Origin of the sequence: Romboutsia ilealis, assembly GCF_900015215.1 — a bacterium.
Classification (GTDB): Bacteria; Bacillota; Clostridia; order Peptostreptococcales; family Peptostreptococcaceae; genus Romboutsia; species Romboutsia ilealis.
In genome coordinates this window covers 933744-952478 of record NZ_LN555523.1, presented here as the reverse complement: position 1 = coordinate 952478, position 18735 = coordinate 933744, and the positions used below count along the sequence as shown (strand labels likewise).

Here is an 18735-nt window from a genome sequence, read left to right as displayed (position 1 = left end):
ATTAACTTCATTCCATTATGTACCCTAGTCCTCTTTTACTTTATATATAATTTTTAATCCGATTTTTTCTAATTTTTTCTTGATCTATTTATATTTACAGATAATGTATTACCATCTGCAAAAATATACTATTTTTATACTTCTATTAGTTCATATTCTTTATTTCCTAGTCCTAGCTTAACAGCATGATCTATGCATACTTCCCAATTAGTTTCCGGATGAGTATTTATAAAGTGATCATGTGTATGTTGTTCTTTTTCACCTAAATAACTATCTCTTATAACAACTTGTTTATTAGCAGCATCAACACATGCCATATCAAGAGCTACTGGATCAAATGATGCAAACATACCTACATCTGGAATAATTGCTGCATCATTTTCTGCATGACAGTCACAATTTGGCGATACATTAACTACAAAACTTATATGAAAATGTTCTCTTCCACTAAGTACAGCTTTTGAATACTCTGCTATTTTTTTATTTAATATGTCATTTGCAGCATATTCAAAATTTTCTATTGCATCAAAATTACATGTTCCTATACAACGTCCACATCCTACACATTTATCATGATTTATATTTGCTTTTTTATATTCATTAAAGCTAATAGCGCTATGAGCACACATTTTCTTACATGCTCCACAAGATACACATTTATTTTGCTTTACAACTGGTTTTCCACTACAATGCATTTCCATCTTCCCTGCACGAGATCCACATCCCATACCTATATTTTTTAATGCGCCTCCAAATCCAGTTGACTCATGACCTTTAAAGTGATTCATGCTTATAAATATATCTGCATCCATTATTGCTTGACCAATTTTAGCTTCTTTAACATATTCTCCACCTTCAATTGGTATAATTGCTTCATCAGTTCCCTTAATACCATCAGCTATTATAATGTGACATCCTGTAGCAAATGGATTATATCCATTTTCGTAAGCTGCATCCATATGCTCTATTGCATTTTTCCTTCTTCCTACATAAAGAGTATTGCAATCTGTTAAAAATGGTTTTCCATTATTAGATTTTATTAAATCTACAATTACTTTAGAGTAGTTTGGCCTTAAGTACGCTAAATTTCCAGGTTCTCCAAAATGAATTTTAATAGCTACAAATTTCTCATTAAAATCAATTTCTTCTATCCCTGCCTTTTTAACTAGTCTATCTAACTTTTGTAATAATGTCATATTAGAATTAGTCCTTAAATTACTAAAATATACCTTAGATTTATTCATCTCTAACTCCCCCCTTATTATTATTTCTCTAGTATTATTATACTTTAGTTATTATATTATTAAAAGAAACAATTTTATCTATATAAAGGTATTAAACTATTTTTCAACGTATTTAATATATATAATAATTCCCTTAAAAATAATATATATGACATTATATTTTGTAATTTTATAAATATATAACCATTATATCAAATCATTATATTGCAAATATTCTTTGTTTGAATAATACTCTTTAATCATGTATACATAAATCTAATTTTGTACTAAAATATATTATATATTAATATTTAGGAGGTATATTGTGAATAAAATCGGATTAATTTTAGAAGGCGGTGGTATGAGAGGCATTTATACTGCTGGCGTTTTAGATTTTTTCATTGATAAAAATATAGAAGTAGATTTAGTCGTTGGAGTTTCTGCTGGTGGATGCCACGCAGCTTCTTACCTTTCAAAGCAATATAAAAGAGCCTTTAGAACTAATATTGACTATTTACATGATAAAGAATATCTTAGCTTTAGAAATTTAATAAAAACCGGTTCTATATTTGGTATGGATTTAATGTTTAATAAAATTCCTAATGAATTATACCCTTATGATTATGAGACTTTTAATAAGTCTCAAAGTAAATTTACTGTAGTTGCTACAAACTGTGAGACAGGAAAAGCAGAATATTTTCAATTAAAAGATATGAAAAAAGACATAATGTATCTACAAGCATCTTGTTCTATACCTATGTTTGCAAATATCGTAGAAATTGATGGCTATAAACTAGTAGACGGCGGAGTATCTGATTCTATTCCCATAGAATATGCATTAAATCAAGGATGCAATAAAAATATAGTCATACTAACTAGAGACAAGACTTATGTAAAAAGTAAAGTTAAGTTTTTATCTCTTGTGAAAAGAAAGTATAAAAAATATCCCAAATTAGTAAAGTCTATTGAAAATAGACATCTAAACTATAATAAAAGCTTAAATTTAGTAAAATCTTTAGAAGAAAAAGAGGAAGTTTTTGTTATTAGGCCTAAATCTCCAGTTAAAGTTAGCCAGGTTGAGAAAAATAAAGATAAATTAATAGCATTATATCATGATGGTTATAATGATGCTAAAGACTCATATGAAAAAATTATAAAGTTTATAAATAAATAAGTAAATAAAAAATTCGCTAAGCTTAAGCAATATGTCGGCGAAACACTTTAAGCCACGTGTGGGCGCTAATTTTTATGTCGCCAACGATATATCCTTGCTACCGCTACGGATAAATCCGTTACTCAAATGCTTATCTTGATTGATATAAATTTGAAATATTTAAATTATATTTATCAAGTTAAGCATTTTTATCAATATTAAGCTACTATACTAATAATATCAACGTCCCAATTACAATCATAATAAGTCCTATAAATGACTTCTTGTTTAACTTTTCCTTTAAAAATACATATGAGAATGCAATTGTAACCAATATACTTAATTTATCTATAGGAACTACAACACTAGCCTCTCCATCTTGAAGTGCTTTATAATAACACAACCATGAAAGTCCTGTTGTTATACCAGACAAACCTATAAATACCCAACTCTTTTTATCTATATTCTTTATATCTCCTTGTTTCTTACTTACAAATACAACTATCCAAGCCATAATAAGAACTACTATTGTACGAATTGCTGTTCCAAGATTTGATTCAATACCTGATATGCCTATTTTTCCAAGAATAGAAGTCAAACTAGCAAATACTGCTGATAGTATTGCATAAAACATCCATTTGTTACTTTCTATAGATTTTTCATTTTCATCTTTTTTTATAATCATCATATATGTACCTATACCAATAGCTATCATTCCAAGTATTTTTGTAAATTTAAGACTTTCTCCTAGTATTATAGATGCAAGTATCATCGTTAGTACTGTACTTGATTTATCTATAGGTGTTACTTTGTTTACATCTCCAAGTTGAAGTGCTTTAAAATAACATAACCATGATCCTCCTGTTGCTAATCCCGATAAGATTAAAAATATCAATGTTTTATTGCTTATATCTGATATAGTGTTAAATGATCCTACTATAAAAACCATCAACCATGAAAAAATTAATATAATAATAGTGCGTATTGCTGTTGCCACATTTGAATCAACATTTTTAATTCCTATTTTAGCTAAAATTGCTGTTAGTCCCGCAAATAATGCAGCACCAAATGCAAATAATATCCACATTAAATCTTCCTCCTTCTTACCTAATTTATACAATATAATATTAAATAATTATACTGCGTCTAGTTATTTGTATATTTAATACTATTCTACTTTAAATGATAATTATTTTCAAATACTTTTTGCAATTATATGATAAATAAAAAAATATGCATTAATTTAATTAATGCATATTTTTTATTTATTTTATGAAAGTGTTTTAAATTCATATCCATTGTCTTTAAAATATTTTATTATACTTGGTAAAGCCTTAGCTGTTTCTTCTTTACCATAAGTATCATGCATCAAAAGAACTACCATTTCTTTACCTTTTGATGTTTTTATTGCATAATCTACAAGCTGTTGAGCACTTTTTTTCCCACCTTCAGCATCTGCACTTAATGCATTCCAATCTATAGATGCTTTATTATTTTCATCTAAATAAGCAGCTAACTCATCCATACCTTTCCAAGACATATATCCCCCAGGACATCTTAATACCCTTGTTGAAAAGTATTTTCCTAAAATATCTGTTAACATTTTATCTGTTTTTTCAAAATCAGCTTTAAATGCTTCTAAATCTAATGTTCTACCTGGATATAGTAATTTATAATTATGGCTATAGGAATGATTAGCTATAGCATGCCCTTCATTAAATTCTTGCTTTATAAGTTCCTTTGCTTTCTCTCCACCTCTTTCTATATTTTCACCAGTTAAAAAGAAAGTTGCTTTTACGTTTTCATCCTTTAAAGTTTTTAATATTTTAGGAGTAACTGTTGTAGATGTTCCATCATCAAAAGTTAAAAATACTACTTTTTCTCCATTATTTGAGTAATCATATTTACTAAGTTTCTCAGAAACAATTTTTGCATCATAAGAGTACTTTTTAGCTTCATGACTTACTCCAACCATATATTTTTTCTTTTCTTCTTCTGCTTTTCTTTTTTCTTCTGCTAGCCTTTCTTGCTCTGCTTTTATTTTTATTTGCTCATCTACATAAGCCCAAGTTCTATTTATTACGCCTAAAATAATTATGCCTATCAATATTACAATTAATACCTTTTTTTTATTTACTCTTCTATTTTTAACTGTTCTATAATTCATATTCCTCACCTATCAATTGTTGTCTATTATCTTCATCTTCTGCTTTTATGAGTTATATATTTAAAATTAAACTTTTTATACTCAGATTTATTTTATCTTTAGTTCATTAATTCATCATTTTCCATAATTATTGGCTTTGCAGCTCCATTACCAGATGTATCTACATCCAATCTATCCATTAAATATTCTTTTAATTCTGCTTTGTCTTTAAATTTTGATACTTGATATGGTAAAGAGAATCCATATTTCTCAATAAATAATAAACCATCTTTAGTTTTTACTGATATACCACTGTGTCCAACAAATAAAATTTCATCTTCCGGATCATGTAAAAATACATTTATCATAGATACATTTTTATTTTTTATAAATGATATTTTTCTATTTTTCCACTCTTTTTTTATTTCATCTACATGCTTTTGTATATCTTGTGTATTTTCTGCTTTAATAGCTCCATATAAATTTATAAATTTATCTTTATCTTCCTTTGTAAATTCACTAAGAGGATTATTTTCTATTGCATCTATATCAAATATTAAAGTTGTATCATCTCCACTAAACTTGCTATTTGATTTAATATAATCTTTAAATAAAGTAAAAGCGGTTATCCTACAGTTAAAGTCCATATAGTTTATATTATTCTTATAGTCCCATTTTTCATTTAATTCAGCTTCATCATATGGTACTTGTTGTACATTTATAGATGTAAATCCATTATTTGATGTATATAAATTTTTTATCTCAGATTTTTCATTATAAGCTCTAACTAATTTAATAAAATAATCAGATGTTTTCTTATCTATTTTATTTTCTATTAGAATATTTTTTATATCATTTTGAGTTTTATCATCTATCAAATTTGAATAAGTAAGCTTTATATTTTCTTTTTCACTATTTTGATTTATATTACCATTTGAACATCCTGTAAATAGTAGTGTAGTAGATAATAATATTGGTATAATTTTTTTTAGCATGTCAAATCTCCCTTCGCTGTCAACTTTCTTTACTTCATAAGCTTTGATGTTATTTCTTTTGGTATTACAAATTCAGCTAATCCAGTAGATCCTGGTCCAACTTCATATTTATCAAAGCATATAACAAGTTCATTATTATCATTTATATAAAATCCTTGATCTTTATTTATCTTTGTGAAGTTAAGTCCTTCCATATCTTCATCTAACCAATAATGTTCATTTGGATTTTCCTTCATTTTTTCTCTCATTTGCTCTTTTATGTTTTCACTTATTATATTTACATAATCAGTTCCTGCAAACATACCTTCTAAAGTCAAAACTGTTTGATCTTTCTTGTTTATATTATAGAATTTTCTAGTTGTGTTTGATGAACCTTGTGCATAGTAATTAAATATTACTAATGATAAAATTTCATCGTTGTCAGTTTTAACTTCATACCAAGATTTTACTAAATCTCGACCTTCAATACCTTCTGATTTTAGAGTTTCCATTTCTTTTAAATACTCTTGGTATAACTTTTTACCTTCTTCTTCGAAATCTTTATTTAGCCTATATTCTAAGTCTTTATTTTTTAGCCCTTCTATTTTAGGTATATCTATAGAAACATAAAATCCATTTTCATCTATTCTATAGTTTCTAAAATTTATTATCTTTATTACATTTCCTATAACAGGTATTTCTTCTAACGTATTTGCAAAAGTTGGGCTTAAGTTAATAGCCCCTACAACTACACATACTGATGCTGCTACAGAAGACCACCTATTTATCGTTTTTCTTTTAATTTTTATAGATTTATTATTTAATGCATCATTTACAACTTCATCTAAATTATCTGGTATTTCTATATTCATATAAGTATCTTTTAAATTTTTAAATTCTTTATTATTCAAAGTTTTCACTCCTCATCATCGCTAAGCTTTAATTTTAATTTATTTAACGCCTTATACAATCTAGTTTTTATAGTATTTGTATTTTCATCTAGTACTTGAGCTATCTCGGATATTTTCATATCTTCAAAATATCGTAATATAACTATTGTTTTATACTTTTCTGGCAATTCATCTAAAGCTTTTTGTAAATCTATATTCTCATATGTATCATAACTTATTGAGTCATCTAGATCTAAATCATTATTTATTACATATTTTTTATTTTTTCTTATATAGTCTATTGCGCAATTTGATATTATTTTGTAAATCCATGGTTTTATATTACCTATATCTTTGAGAGTGTCTATCTTAGTTAGGGACTTACATATAGAATCATGTACTATATCAAGTGCGTCATCTTGATTTTTTACGTAACTATATGCAAATCTATATAAGGACTCTTTATTATCAACTATATATTTTTTTAATTCTTTTTCTTTTTTTCTTTCTCCTAAGCTTAGTAATTTCATCTTATCTATTCACCTCTCGTATACTAGACGATATATATATAAATAAAAGTTTTATTTTTTTAATTTTATATGTGGTAATTTTTTCAAATGATTATTTATTAATATTTTATTATCTTTATATTTATCAGCCTCTTTAGTTAATATTCTTTTACATTTAATATTTAAAATTTAAAATTTGCAAACAATATAAATTATTAATTATTTTACATATACAGTGGTTATTATATAAATATATCTTTTATTTAATAGTGATAAATTTACTTAATCGTGTTATAGTTTAGATAGGAAGATTTTAGGAGGAATAGTATGAACTTTATAACAAAAGAAGAATTAGAAAAAAAAGATATTGTATCTAAATTTTCTGTGATAAATAGACATTTAATATTACCTGAAAATTATGAATACAAAACTTCATTTGATGTAGGAGATATAGTATCTCATAAAAACAATACAAATGAATTAGGAGTAGTATATTTTATTGAAGATGATGAACTTAGCATAAATTGGAATAATGGTACTGAAGGTACTGAAGATTCTACTAACTTAATTGTTGTCCCTCCTACAGTAGGACTAGAGTTATTAAAGGATAGCAACCTTATTGATTTATGGGAAGATTTATCAAATGGTAAAAATGAAAGTTTTGACTTAAAGTGTATTTATTTAAACGACAAAGTTATAAATGAAGTGCCTTTTATTAAAGCTTTTAAGAATACTAATACTATTATTGATAAAAAATTTAAAAGAAATTTTGCACTTTATAGAAAGTTTGGTAGTACTCAAATTTTCAGAACTAACTTGTATACTGTTTGTAATGATAAAATAGGATTAGATACATCAAGATATGTTTATTATTTGCTAGAAAACAATATAGTCTACTATTTAGGTATAGATTTAAATGAAAAAGATTTAACTACTTATCTATTTAATAAATAAAAATAAATATTATATTTTTAAATGATAAAAAACTACAAAATAGTTTATAAAAAATGGGACTTAATAAAATATATTAAGTCCCATTTTATCATTTTATCTATTATCAAACATAAATAAAACTTGAGCTAAATAATTGTCATTAGTGTCTTCATATCCTAAGTATACGCTATATACATTCTCATCAAAGTTTGTAGTGTCAAAAGATATCATTCCTTTTTCATCTAAACACTCTTCTATATTTAAAGTAGTATCATTTAATGTTTTATTATTTCTTACTATAATCTTTGTTGGTAATAATTTTTCACCTTTTCTATTTAAAACATCATAGTCTATTGTTAAGTTATTATCTTTCTTATAAACTGTTCCAGCTGATATTATTTGAGGATTAGCTTTTAAATCTGTTAGTTTTTTAAGATCTTTAAGCGGTGATAAATCATTTATTTCATTATATTCTATGTTTAATGATTCTAAATTTTTTGCATATTGTAATCCTTCTAAACTTTCAGCTCCTTGAACATTTAATCTAATAAGATTTTGTATATCACCTACTGTTATAGTATCACTTGATAAATTAAGTTCTTTTTTTATGCTTAATTTAAGATATTTATCTTTTATATTTACAATTTCATTTAAATCTATATTCTCTTCTAAATTTTCAATAGCTGAGTTTAATTCTTCAATCATTAAATTTACTTCATCTTGAGAGCTTATTTTATCTTCTATCATAATATTGGCCTTATTTAAAGCTATTTCAAGCACTTCAAAAGATTCAGGTGTAAATAAATGTTTATCATATTCATTTACTCTTAAAACTATATCTTCTAATGCTTTATAATCAACTACTTCCTCATTAGCAAAGTGAAGCTTTGTATTAGCCCATGTAGCATGGTCCGAACCATTTCCATTTCCACCATCAGTTGCTACTAATTTTAATTCTTTTGCACCGTTTATATCAACTTCTATGTATTTTTGAGGATCTCTTGAATTCATTAATCCACTTTCATATTTAAGATTTCCATCAACATAAACTTTAAATTCAACAGATCCAACAGTGCCATACATAGCTCTATCTACGCCTATATATGATGTGAAGTATGAATAATCTTTATCACTTAAATCATAAATAATTGTTGATGTTGCATGAGTTCCTATTCCTTTTTCATATGCTACTTCGTTATTATCTTTATCTGTAAGTCTTAACATATTTCCGCTTACAGCTTTATCTTTGTTTACACTTCCCCATCCACAGTTAGCACTCTTCCAATCGTACTCTGTTAGATATTTATAATCATCCATATTTACTACTGATATAGTTATAGTTTTTTCAACTACATTACTATCACTATCAGTTACTCTATATGTTATAGGATATTTTCCTGATTTATTAAAGTTTACTTTTCCACTAACTTGTAATTTAGATGTTATATTTCCATCTTCGGCATCTATAGCAGTAACCTCATTCATTAAATCAATTTTTTCTCCTAATTTTAATGCTTTATCACCAACATTAATTTTTGGTTTAGCATTGTTTGTTGTTAGCTTAGGATTTGCTATAACACCATGATCGCATGTATTTCCGTTTCCACCATCATTAACTTCTATTATTAATTCTTTTACACCTTTAACCGGAACACTTATATATGCCATATCATCTGAATACTTCATAACATTTGTTGTAGCTAAAGTTTTTCCATCACCTAATACCTTAAATGTTATACTAGAGTTACTATTCTCTCCTACACTTGGATCCACTCCAATTAAAGCTTCAAATGTGTCATAATCTTTATTGCTTAAATCATAAATAATTTTTCCATTTGCGTGTATCCCAAATCCTTTTTCAAATGTTTTTATACCTTGATTTACCATACCTTTTATATTAGAGTTTCTTCTTGGAGTCCCCCATTGAGTTTCTACAGATTTCCACTCATCATCTGATAAATAATCATAATCACTTACTACTTCAATCTCTATAATCTTTTCTGATACTAAATCTTTATCGTTAACTGTATACTTAACTTGATATAAACCTTTATTATTAGTATTTACATTATGTTCAACTTCAACCTTAGATGTTATGTCATTTCCTTCATTGTCTAATACTTTTATATAATCCATAGGATTAAATTCTTCTCTTAATTTTAAAGTTATCTTTTTTTGTTGAGTGATTATAGTAGGCGCAAATGAATTTATTATAACAGAATCACATGTTCCTAAATTATTATCATAAGGTATCACTTCATATCTAGAATTCTTCATTTTATCTACATCAGTATCTATAAAAGTATTAGTTGAAGTAAATCCTATTACCTCACCATCTTTTAATATTTCATATCCTAATAAATCTGATTTCGAATTATCATCTATATTAAATGTTAACTTTATTTCATTATCTAATCTACTAAGCGAAACATCTAAATTAGTATCTTCACTAAATCCATTACCATCATAATTAAGTTTATTATCATTTAAGTACCACAATTTCTTATTTGGCTCTGGATATTTTGATACTGCTTCTTTTATTTCTTCACTTGCATGTATTCCATGTCTTGAGAAAAACTCATATAGATTAAGCTCAAGTATATCTGAAGATACTTTTACCCAAGACTCTATTATTTGTTGTCTATTTTGTAAGTTAAAATCATTAGCTCTATATACTTGCTCAAATTTAGGATAAAACGTATTGTCATAAAGATTTAATTGCCATAATGGAGATAATTGTGCTAAGCTATCTTCTCCACTTTCTTCTTGCCATAAATTATCACTGTAATCTTGTTTTGTAACTTTAGGATATATTTTTCGCTCCCAAACATTATCTGTTGTAATCCTACTTACATTCCCATCTACTGTAGCCATGTATATTGGAAGTATATTGTTAGTTAGTTCTGGCATGGCTCTACCTGCTGTATCCATATTATGTCCTATTTCATGCATTAATCCCCAACCTCTATTTGCACTTAATAAAGCATCCTGACTTCCAGTTCCAACACCTACAATACCACCTCCAGCGTTCATAAATACTCCATTAGTTAAATTTTTAGGCATAAATATCATCCTTGAATTAAATCTTGAATTTAACTCTGTTGAATTGTCAAATCCCCAAAACTCATATACATCATCCATTACTCTTTCCCAGTTATTTGCAGTAAAACTTGGCATCTTATCATTATCCTTATACCATTGTAATGCATCTGTTGCCTTTACAGTTACTAATGTCTGATTTGTACTTACATCAAATACATCTACTGTATTTGATGGATCTTCATTTATCTTATTAACATATTCCTCTAAATCCTTCATTACTTGTTCATCATTAGATTTACCATCTACATACATAGGATATTGTTTAGCACCTTCTATTCTTACCTTAGGTGATACAGTTTGTTTATCACTTTCATAGTTAGTAAAATATAGAGCTCCACCATATATAGTACCTGGTATTACATCATCTGCTTCATTATTATATTCAGGTATAACTATTGTATTTTTTCCTTTTACTAAGTTAAATGTAGTTGAACCACCATGTCTATTTAATGCTTGCTTATATAATAAGCTTGGAGTTGGCTCTCCATCTTTTACGTCTACATATATTTCTAAAACATCACCAGGTCTTGCCGTTAATCCAGTTACTTGCCAGTCCTTAAATCCCCATAGCTTTCTTTTATTAGCTTCTTGTACTGAATTGCCTCTTCTCTCTAATTCAATAGTTTTATTTAAATTTACTTTATTATTAATTATATCCTTTGCAAGATTTATATCATCTATAAATAATTCTTTTAAAGGATGTGATGTTACTTCTTTTTCTAAAGCTTGAATTTTATCTAAAGTATTAAATTCTTCTGATAATTCATTCATTAATCCATTAGTAAATAATGATGCCACTTTTTCAGCTATTTTATCTTGCTTATAAAATGCGATTTCTGATAATGTAGCCCAATTTTGATCTGAGTTTTTAAATTTAAATTTAACTCTCTTAAATTTAGTCGGTTTAAACTTCGCCTCAACTAAACCTGATACTTTTTCATGACTTCCAGTTGCTATAAGTTGATATGTATCCCCTTTAGATGTTGTAGAACCATAAATTTCAAAGTCCTTAGCAAATCCTTTATTGTCAGATTTTCTTGCTCCATATACTATTTTATCTAATTCTACAGTTTCTTTAAATTCTACTTCTACTTCATTTGTAAACTCACTTGTATTTGCTTTATTAGTTTCCCAATATGTATCTAAGTTACCATCAATAGCATTTGTTATTACTTGATTTGAATAATTACCTGCATTGTTTCTAATACTCTTTATATTGTTATTATCCATTTTAAATAAATTTGAATATTCTTCATTAGAATAATGTTCAAATTTTTTCGTAACGGCAGTTGTAGCTTCTACCTTTTGTTGATTTATTAAAATTTTAGCGTTTTCTAAATCTTCTTTATACATACTCGACATTATATGGTTATTCACTTCATTTTCTAGAGCTGTAATTTTATCTAAGGAATTGAATTCATCACTTACTTCACTCATACTAGAATCTGTAAATAACCTATCCATTTTTTCAGATAATTCATCTTGCTTATATAATCCAAATTCTGCTGCACAAGCCCAATCTTCATATCCTTTTTTATACACAAATTTTACTCTTTTAAACTCTGTTGGATTAAATCTTATCTCCATAGTATCTTGAGTCTTTGTCATAGTTCCTGATGATACTCTTTCAAAAGTATCTCCTTTAGAAGTTCTTGACGCGTATATTTCAAACTCTTCTGCAAATCCTCTATTTGTCCCACGAGGTGATGTATATGTTATTCTATTTAATGTAGTAAGTTCATCTAACTCAATTATAACTTCATTTGTAAAATCACTAGAATTTTTCTTTCCTGAATGCCATTTTGTGTTTACATCACCATCTATTGCTAGTTGTATTACATTATCTGAATATTGAGAACCATTTGTTGTTATCTTAGTTATTTTATCTAAAGGTAATTTATATATTTCATCATATTTAGATATATTCTCACTATCCATCTCTTCAAATTTAGAAACACTCGCTTCTATATATTGTACTTCTTTATTTGCTAAAATTAATTTAGCATTATCAATATCTTCTTTAAAATCTTCATATAGCGGATGATTTTTAGCTTCTTCTTCTAAAACATTTATTTTTTCAATACTATTAAATTCTTCGTTTATACTATTCATATTAGAATCTGTAAATAAATTTTTAACTTTATCATATACTTGGTCTTCTTTATAAAGCATAAATTCAGATGCTGATGCCCAGTTTTGATTAGCTTTTTTAAATTTAAATTTTAATCTTTTAAACTTAGCTGAATTAAACTTTATTTCAACTAAATCTCCAGTTGAACCTTTATATTCTCCTTCACTTACTAAAATAAAATCATCTCCATCATCAGTAAGAGATGAATATATTTCAAATTCTTGTGCAAATCCCTTTCCTTTTGCACTATCTTGTCTTGCAGCATATACTATTCTATTTAAATCTGTTATTTCATTAAATGTAAATACTACCTCATTTGTAAACTCAGAATTATTTTGTTTTCCTGTTTCCCAATGAGTATTTAGATTATTATCTATAGCTTTATCAATTGATGAATCACTATATTGTCCACCATTATTAGTTATAGATTTTATTTTTGAATTGTCAATTTTGAATATGCTATTGTAATCATTTAATTTATCACTATTGTATAAATCAAATTTATTTACAATCGCCTTAGTCACTTCTTTATTATCATTTATTTCTAATACTGAAGTGTTATTTGATATCTCATCTGCTAAAACTTCTAGTGTTGTAGCTGAGAAATTAGAAATTATTATTGCCATTGTCATAGCTGCAATTTTTTTCTTATGCATCTTTTACCTCCTGATTTATTTTATACCTCAGAAGTACATTAATTTTAGTATTATATATAAAAAAAGCTACTCAAAAAGAGTAGCTTTGTAAGCTTAATAATTAAATATTTTTATTATAAGTATAACTAAATACAATAATTAAACTTAAAACAAAAAGTATAATGTACTCTTTGGCAACTGGCTGACATAGTATATACCTTAGTCCCTATAGCTTTGCGTCCCTAAGTTTCCTTAGGTTTGCCTATTAAATTTTACGTTTATTACTTTAACATATTTTTACATATTTTGCAATATTTTATATATTAGATTTTTTCAAGTTAATATTAAATATAAATAACAACTGATATATTATTATAAATTTGATATAAACTACTATTATATATATCTAAGTATTATATTATTTAGTAAACATCATTTTAAACTACATAAATTTTATGATACAATTGTCCTTATTATATTTATCTACAGGAGGTTTATACTTGATTAAAATTAATTTACTTAAAATAATAAAGTTATCCCTTGGATCTTCTCTTGCTATATTTATTGCGTGGTTATTAAAATTAGAATATTCAATGGTTGCTGGAGTTATAGTATTACTTACCGTAAAAAATACTAAAAAAGAAACTCTTAAAGGTGTTATTGGAAAGATTTATGGTTTTATTTTATGTACTATCTTTTCATACTTATGTTTTAATATTTTAGGATACCATTTAACTTCATTTTCAATATTTATATTTATAATTATATCCATTTGTTTCTTATTAGAAATTCAAGATGTTATTGCTATGTGTGTAGTTATTGCATCTCATTACTTCTTACAAGGAGAAATATCTTTTAGTTGGATTTTAAATGAAGCAGGAATATTTACAATAGGAGCTAGTATAGGTGTCATAATAAATATGTATATTCCTACAAATATAAATAAAATATATGAAGGTCAAAGAAAGCTACAAGAAGAAGTAAGCACTGTACTTATAGATATTGCAGATTTTATTGTAACACCTGAAAATAAAAATATGTATAATCAGGATCTAAATACATTAAACCGACTTATTGATAATAGTATTTCTGAGGCTTATAATAATATTAATAATAACCTGTTAAGTGATACTAGATTTTTCTTAGACCATATGGAAATTATAAAAAATCAACGAGATATCCTAGAAAATTTATATAGCTATGCATCACAACTAAATTCTGCTCCCCCACAAGCTCATATTATTTCTGCCTTTATACACAAAATAGGTCATTCTGCTTTTGAATTAGAAACTGTGCATCTACTTCTTGAGGAATTAAATAGGCTAGTTCTAAATATGAGAAATCAACCTCTTCCTATAGATAGAGTAGAGTTTGAAAATAGAGCTATCTTATTCTTATGCTTGACTGAGTTGAAACAATTTTTAATTAATCGTCAACATGCTCAAATGCTTAGAGATAATAATTTCTATAAATAAGTTTTATAGAAATAAATAAAAAGCTGTTGTATTATTATTTACTCGTATAACAGCTTTTTATTTTATACCAATCTTATCTTGATTAAAGTGTTTTCTATAATATTTTTCTACTATATAGTCTATTATTTAATAATATTATCGTAAATTTAGCTCGTTTATTCAAAGATATTTTAATACAACTTAATGAATTTAATAATTGTAGTATTCAAACTTATATCCAGTTTTAAAATGTTATTTATATTTTATAAGATTAAATTTATATATCTAACCTTATTACTCATATCAAATCTAATAGCTTTATAAAGATACTCTCTCTTCTTATATTTTATAATATATGTATCAACTTATACAAAATTTTAATATATATATCATGTCGTATAAAAATTATAAGTATTTATTTTATTGTTGATTGTAAATACAGACAATGTTATTCTAATTAGATGAATATATTTCAACAATGTTAAAAGGAGGCCCTTATGACAAAAGACATGACTACAGGAAGTCCTGTAAAATTGATTTTATTTTTCTCTATACCTTTATTAATTGGTAATATATTCCAGCAGTTTTATAGTATGGTCGATACTATAATAGTTGGAAAGTTTCTTGGAGTAAAAGCACTTGCAGCTGTTGGATCAACGAGTTCTATGTCATTTTTAATACTTGGATTTATTCTTGGACTTTGTTCTGGTTTTTCTGTATTAATATCTCAAAGATTTGGTGCTAATGATAATGAAGGTTTAAAAGAAGCTGTAGCTAGTTCAATTATTTTATCAATTGCAATGGCTATTATAATTACTATTATAAGTATATTTACATCAAAGCCTTTACTTCGTTTAATGAATACACCAAAAGATATAATAAATAATTCATACTCATATATTGTTATAATATATGCAGGAACTTTTGCTGCATTTTTCTACAATATGATATCAAGTATATTAAGATCTATTGGAGATAGTAAAACCCCATTATATTTTTTAATTGTATCATCTATTTTAAATATAGTATTAGACTTAGTATTTATCATTAATTTTAAAATAGGAGTTGCTGGTGCAGCTTATGCTACAGTTATTTCTCAAGGAGTCGCTGGTTTATTATGTTTAATATATACTGCTAAAAAATATCCAATACTTAAACTTGAAAAAAAGCACTTTATAACTGGAACTAAACATTTTGTAACCCATTTAAAAATAGGTCTACCTATGGCATTACAATTTTCAATAACTGCTATAGGTGTAATAATACTTCAATCTGCAATTAATTCTTTCGGTTCTAATGTTGTTGCTGCTCATACAGCTGCTTCTAAGGTTGAACAACTTGTAATGCAACCTAGTATTACATTTGGTGTAACTATGGCAACATATTGTGCTCAAAACCTTGGTGCTGGAAATATTGAACGTATTAAAGAAGGCGTAAAGAAATGCACTATGATAAATATAATTATAGGTCTTATTTCTGGCTTTATACTTATTTTATTTGGCGAATTCTTTATCAAAATGTTCATTTCAAATTCAGATAATAGTGTTATAGATACTGCTAAATTATATTTAACTACAGTGTCAATATTCTTTATACCTCTTAGCTTAATATTTATTTACAGAAATGCTCTTCAGGGAATGGGTTATACCTTCATTCCAATGATGGCTGGTTTTTATGAACTTTTAGCTAGAACAGTTGTTGCCTTTACATTACCTACATTTATTGGATATTTAGGTATATGCATAGCAAGTCCGGTTGCTTGGCTTAGTGCTGCAATTCCATTAGCTTTTGATTATAGGAGAAAGATTAATACTTTACTAAATGATACGCAATTATCAGAATGCTACTTAATTGATTCTGAGTAAATACTATAAAACTAAAATTATGAACATAAACTTATGATCTATTTTTTATCCAATTTTATGTGTTACACTTAATATGATAATTTATCATATAATAAAAAAGCTAAATAACCATAGGAGGTTATTTAGCTTTAAATTACTATTTTATTGTGGTATATGAGTTGATATATATGTGGCAACTTCATCAGGAGAAATATTTAAAATAGTTGCAAATTCTTCATTTAAAAGTCTTTCTGCCGTTTGCATAATTTCATCATCTACCTTATATAATTTTTTACCTATTGATTGTTTATGTTCTTTATCTAAATATATACTTCTTATTAATTTAACTAAATTTTCTGTATCCCCAGTTTTAAGTATTGACTTAAACTCTTCATTTCTTTGTCTATCATTATCTATCCAAATAGTTTCGCTATTAGGCATGCTATTTATTAATGTAGCCATATCTTCTTTAGAAAGTAATTTTCTCATTGGAATTTTTTCATTATCTGTTGGTATTTTTATTATAGTATCATTATCGTATATATATTTTAATACATAGTATTCCTTTTGTAAGTTATTTATAAAGCTTTCTTTTGTTATATCTACAACTTGGCACACTCCTGTCAATCCATACATAATATAATCATTCACTTTAAACATTAAAATCTTTCCTCTCCAAAAGAATAGTTTTTTATTGCTATAAAATAAAAAAGTAGCTTTGACAACAGGACTTACGTTATCAAAACTACACGTTGTATATATATTATATTACATTTTAAAATTTTAATGTAAGTAAAAATTTTTTTATTTGTAAAAATACTTGATTATATATCTTAAATACCAATAAAAGTATACTTTAAACATTAAATTTTATTTAATATTAATAGTCACCTTTAGATGAATTGTTTCCTGTTACTATAGCAATTGAAGCACTAGCCCCTATTCTACTAGCCCCAGCGTCTATTACTTTAACTGCATCATCTTCACATCTAACACCACCAGATGCTTTTACACCTATATTTTCTCCTACAGTTTCTCTCATAAGTTTTATATCAGCTGGAGTTGAGCCACCTGTTCCAAATCCTGTAGAAGTTTTCACATAGTCAGTTCCTGCTTTAACAGCAAGTTCACAAGCTATTTTCTTTTCTTCATCAGTTAGATAACAAGTTTCTATTATAACTTTTACTAAAGCTTCTTTGTTTGCTGCATCTACTACTGCTTTTATATCTTCATATACTAATTCGTAGTTTTTATCTTTTAAAGCACCTATGTTTATAACCATATCAACTTCATCTGCACCTTTAGCTATTGCATCTTTAGTTTCAAATGCTTTAACAGCTGAAGTATTTGCTCCTAAAGGGAAACCTATTACTGTACAAACTTTTACATCGCTTCCTTTTAATTCTTCTTTTGCTAATTCTATATTTGCTGGATTTATACAAACTGAGAAAAATCCGTATTCTTTTGCTTCCTTACATAATTTAACTACATCTTCTTTAGTTGTTGTAGCTTTTAATATTGTATGATCTATCATTTTAGCTATTTGTATACTATTCATATATATCCTCCAAATCAATATGTCTAACATGAGTAATCGATTACTCTCTTAAATAAAATATAAGTCACTTAGATAAATATTATCTTAAGATAATATTGCGTAATCGTTTACTCATTTCTTTTATGAAATGATTATCTCAAAATTATTTATCACTGTCAATATCTTTTCAAACAAACTCTATGA

Annotated in this window: 13 protein-coding genes and 1 riboswitch; of the genes, 4 read left to right on the top strand and 9 right to left on the bottom strand. The window is 26.3% G+C overall.

What is annotated here, in order from left to right; genetic code table 11:
• Positions 1–134: 134 nt before the first annotated feature.
• On the bottom strand, positions 135–1244 hold the full coding sequence (locus tag CRIB_RS04470) for a DUF362 domain-containing protein (RefSeq protein WP_180703335.1): 1110 nt from the start codon (positions 1242–1244) through the stop codon (positions 135–137).
• Positions 1245–1548: 304 nt separating this feature from the next.
• Between CRIB_RS04470 and CRIB_RS04465 the strand changes: the two genes are divergently transcribed.
• Entirely contained in the window at positions 1549–2397 is an 849-nt protein-coding gene (locus CRIB_RS04465; RefSeq protein ID WP_180703334.1) for a patatin-like phospholipase family protein, read from the top strand.
• A 205-nt stretch (positions 2398–2602) separates the two neighbouring features.
• Here CRIB_RS04465 and CRIB_RS04460 read toward each other — a convergent pair whose 3' ends face one another.
• From CRIB_RS04460 to CRIB_RS04440, 5 genes are all read right to left on the bottom strand, one after another.
• Positions 2603–3463, bottom strand: coding sequence for an EamA family transporter (locus CRIB_RS04460; RefSeq protein ID WP_180703333.1), 861 nt, complete (start codon positions 3461–3463; stop codon positions 2603–2605).
• Between the two features lie 183 nt (positions 3464–3646).
• Entirely contained in the window at positions 3647–4543 is an 897-nt protein-coding gene (locus CRIB_RS04455) for a polysaccharide deacetylase family protein (RefSeq protein ID WP_180703332.1), read from the bottom strand.
• Positions 4544–4641: 98 nt separating this feature from the next.
• Positions 4642–5517, bottom strand: a complete 876-nt coding sequence (locus CRIB_RS04450; RefSeq protein ID WP_180703331.1) for a DUF4300 family protein — start codon at positions 5515–5517, stop codon at positions 4642–4644.
• Positions 5518–5546: 29 nt separating this feature from the next.
• A complete protein-coding gene (locus CRIB_RS04445) occupies positions 5547–6416 on the bottom strand; it encodes a DUF3298 and DUF4163 domain-containing protein (protein ID WP_408638558.1) in 870 nt (289 codons plus the stop codon).
• Positions 6413–6916: an RNA polymerase sigma factor gene (locus CRIB_RS04440; protein ID WP_180703330.1), complete on the bottom strand. Its 504-nt coding sequence runs from the start codon at positions 6914–6916 to the stop codon at positions 6413–6415. The genes CRIB_RS04445 and CRIB_RS04440 overlap by 4 nt, the downstream gene beginning before the upstream one ends.
• 306 nt (positions 6917–7222) lie before the next feature.
• On the opposite strand from CRIB_RS04440, the gene CRIB_RS04435 reads away from it, so the two are divergent.
• Entirely contained in the window at positions 7223–7849 is a 627-nt protein-coding gene (locus CRIB_RS04435) for a hypothetical protein (RefSeq protein WP_180703329.1), read from the top strand.
• 93 nt (positions 7850–7942) lie between these two features.
• On the opposite strand, the gene CRIB_RS04430 is transcribed toward CRIB_RS04435, so the two are convergent.
• Positions 7943–13717 (bottom strand): NPCBM/NEW2 domain-containing protein, encoded by a 5775-nt coding sequence (locus CRIB_RS04430; protein ID WP_180703328.1) that lies wholly within the window; start codon positions 13715–13717, stop codon positions 7943–7945.
• A 169-nt stretch (positions 13718–13886) separates the two neighbouring features.
• Positions 13887–13969: riboswitch (cyclic di-GMP riboswitch) on the bottom strand.
• Between the two features lie 227 nt (positions 13970–14196).
• Here CRIB_RS04430 and CRIB_RS04425 point away from each other — a divergent pair.
• Entirely contained in the window at positions 14197–15171 is a 975-nt protein-coding gene (locus CRIB_RS04425) for an aromatic acid exporter family protein (RefSeq protein ID WP_243633576.1), read from the top strand.
• Positions 15172–15647: 476 nt separating this feature from the next.
• Complete coding sequence (locus CRIB_RS04420) at positions 15648–17015, top strand: MATE family efflux transporter (protein ID WP_180703326.1); 1368 nt, start codon at positions 15648–15650, stop codon at positions 17013–17015.
• A gap of 141 nt (positions 17016–17156) precedes the next feature.
• Here the strand turns inward: CRIB_RS04420 and CRIB_RS04415 are convergent, their stop codons facing one another.
• Both CRIB_RS04415 and deoC read right to left on the bottom strand, forming a co-directional pair.
• A complete protein-coding gene (locus CRIB_RS04415; protein ID WP_180703325.1) occupies positions 17157–17654 on the bottom strand; it encodes a CarD family transcriptional regulator in 498 nt (165 codons plus the stop codon).
• A 220-nt stretch (positions 17655–17874) separates the two neighbouring features.
• Complete coding sequence (gene deoC / locus CRIB_RS04410; protein WP_180703324.1) at positions 17875–18552, bottom strand: deoxyribose-phosphate aldolase; 678 nt, start codon at positions 18550–18552, stop codon at positions 17875–17877.
• Positions 18553–18735: the final 183 nt, after the last annotated feature.

What these genes read in the sequence shown, in the direction of transcription:
- CRIB_RS04420 (WP_180703326.1), top strand. Translation starts at nt 15,648, where the DNA reads ATGACAAAAGACATGACTACAGGAAGTCCTGTAAAATTGATTTTATTT.
- CRIB_RS04430 (WP_180703328.1), bottom strand. Translation starts at nt 13,717, where the DNA reads ATGCATAAGAAAAAAATTGCAGCTATGACAATGGCAATAATAATTTCT.
- CRIB_RS04460 (WP_180703333.1), bottom strand. Translation starts at nt 3,463, where the DNA reads ATGTGGATATTATTTGCATTTGGTGCTGCATTATTTGCGGGACTAACA.
- CRIB_RS04435 (WP_180703329.1), top strand. Translation starts at nt 7,223, where the DNA reads ATGAACTTTATAACAAAAGAAGAATTAGAAAAAAAAGATATTGTATCT.
- deoC (WP_180703324.1), bottom strand. Translation starts at nt 18,552, where the DNA reads ATGAATAGTATACAAATAGCTAAAATGATAGATCATACAATATTAAAA.
- CRIB_RS04470 (WP_180703335.1), bottom strand. Translation starts at nt 1,244, where the DNA reads ATGAATAAATCTAAGGTATATTTTAGTAATTTAAGGACTAATTCTAAT.
- CRIB_RS04455 (WP_180703332.1), bottom strand. Translation starts at nt 4,543, where the DNA reads ATGAATTATAGAACAGTTAAAAATAGAAGAGTAAATAAAAAAAAGGTA.
- CRIB_RS04415 (WP_180703325.1), bottom strand. Translation starts at nt 17,654, where the DNA reads ATGTTTAAAGTGAATGATTATATTATGTATGGATTGACAGGAGTGTGC.
- CRIB_RS04450 (WP_180703331.1), bottom strand. Translation starts at nt 5,517, where the DNA reads ATGCTAAAAAAAATTATACCAATATTATTATCTACTACACTACTATTT.
- CRIB_RS04440 (WP_180703330.1), bottom strand. Translation starts at nt 6,916, where the DNA reads ATGAAATTACTAAGCTTAGGAGAAAGAAAAAAAGAAAAAGAATTAAAA.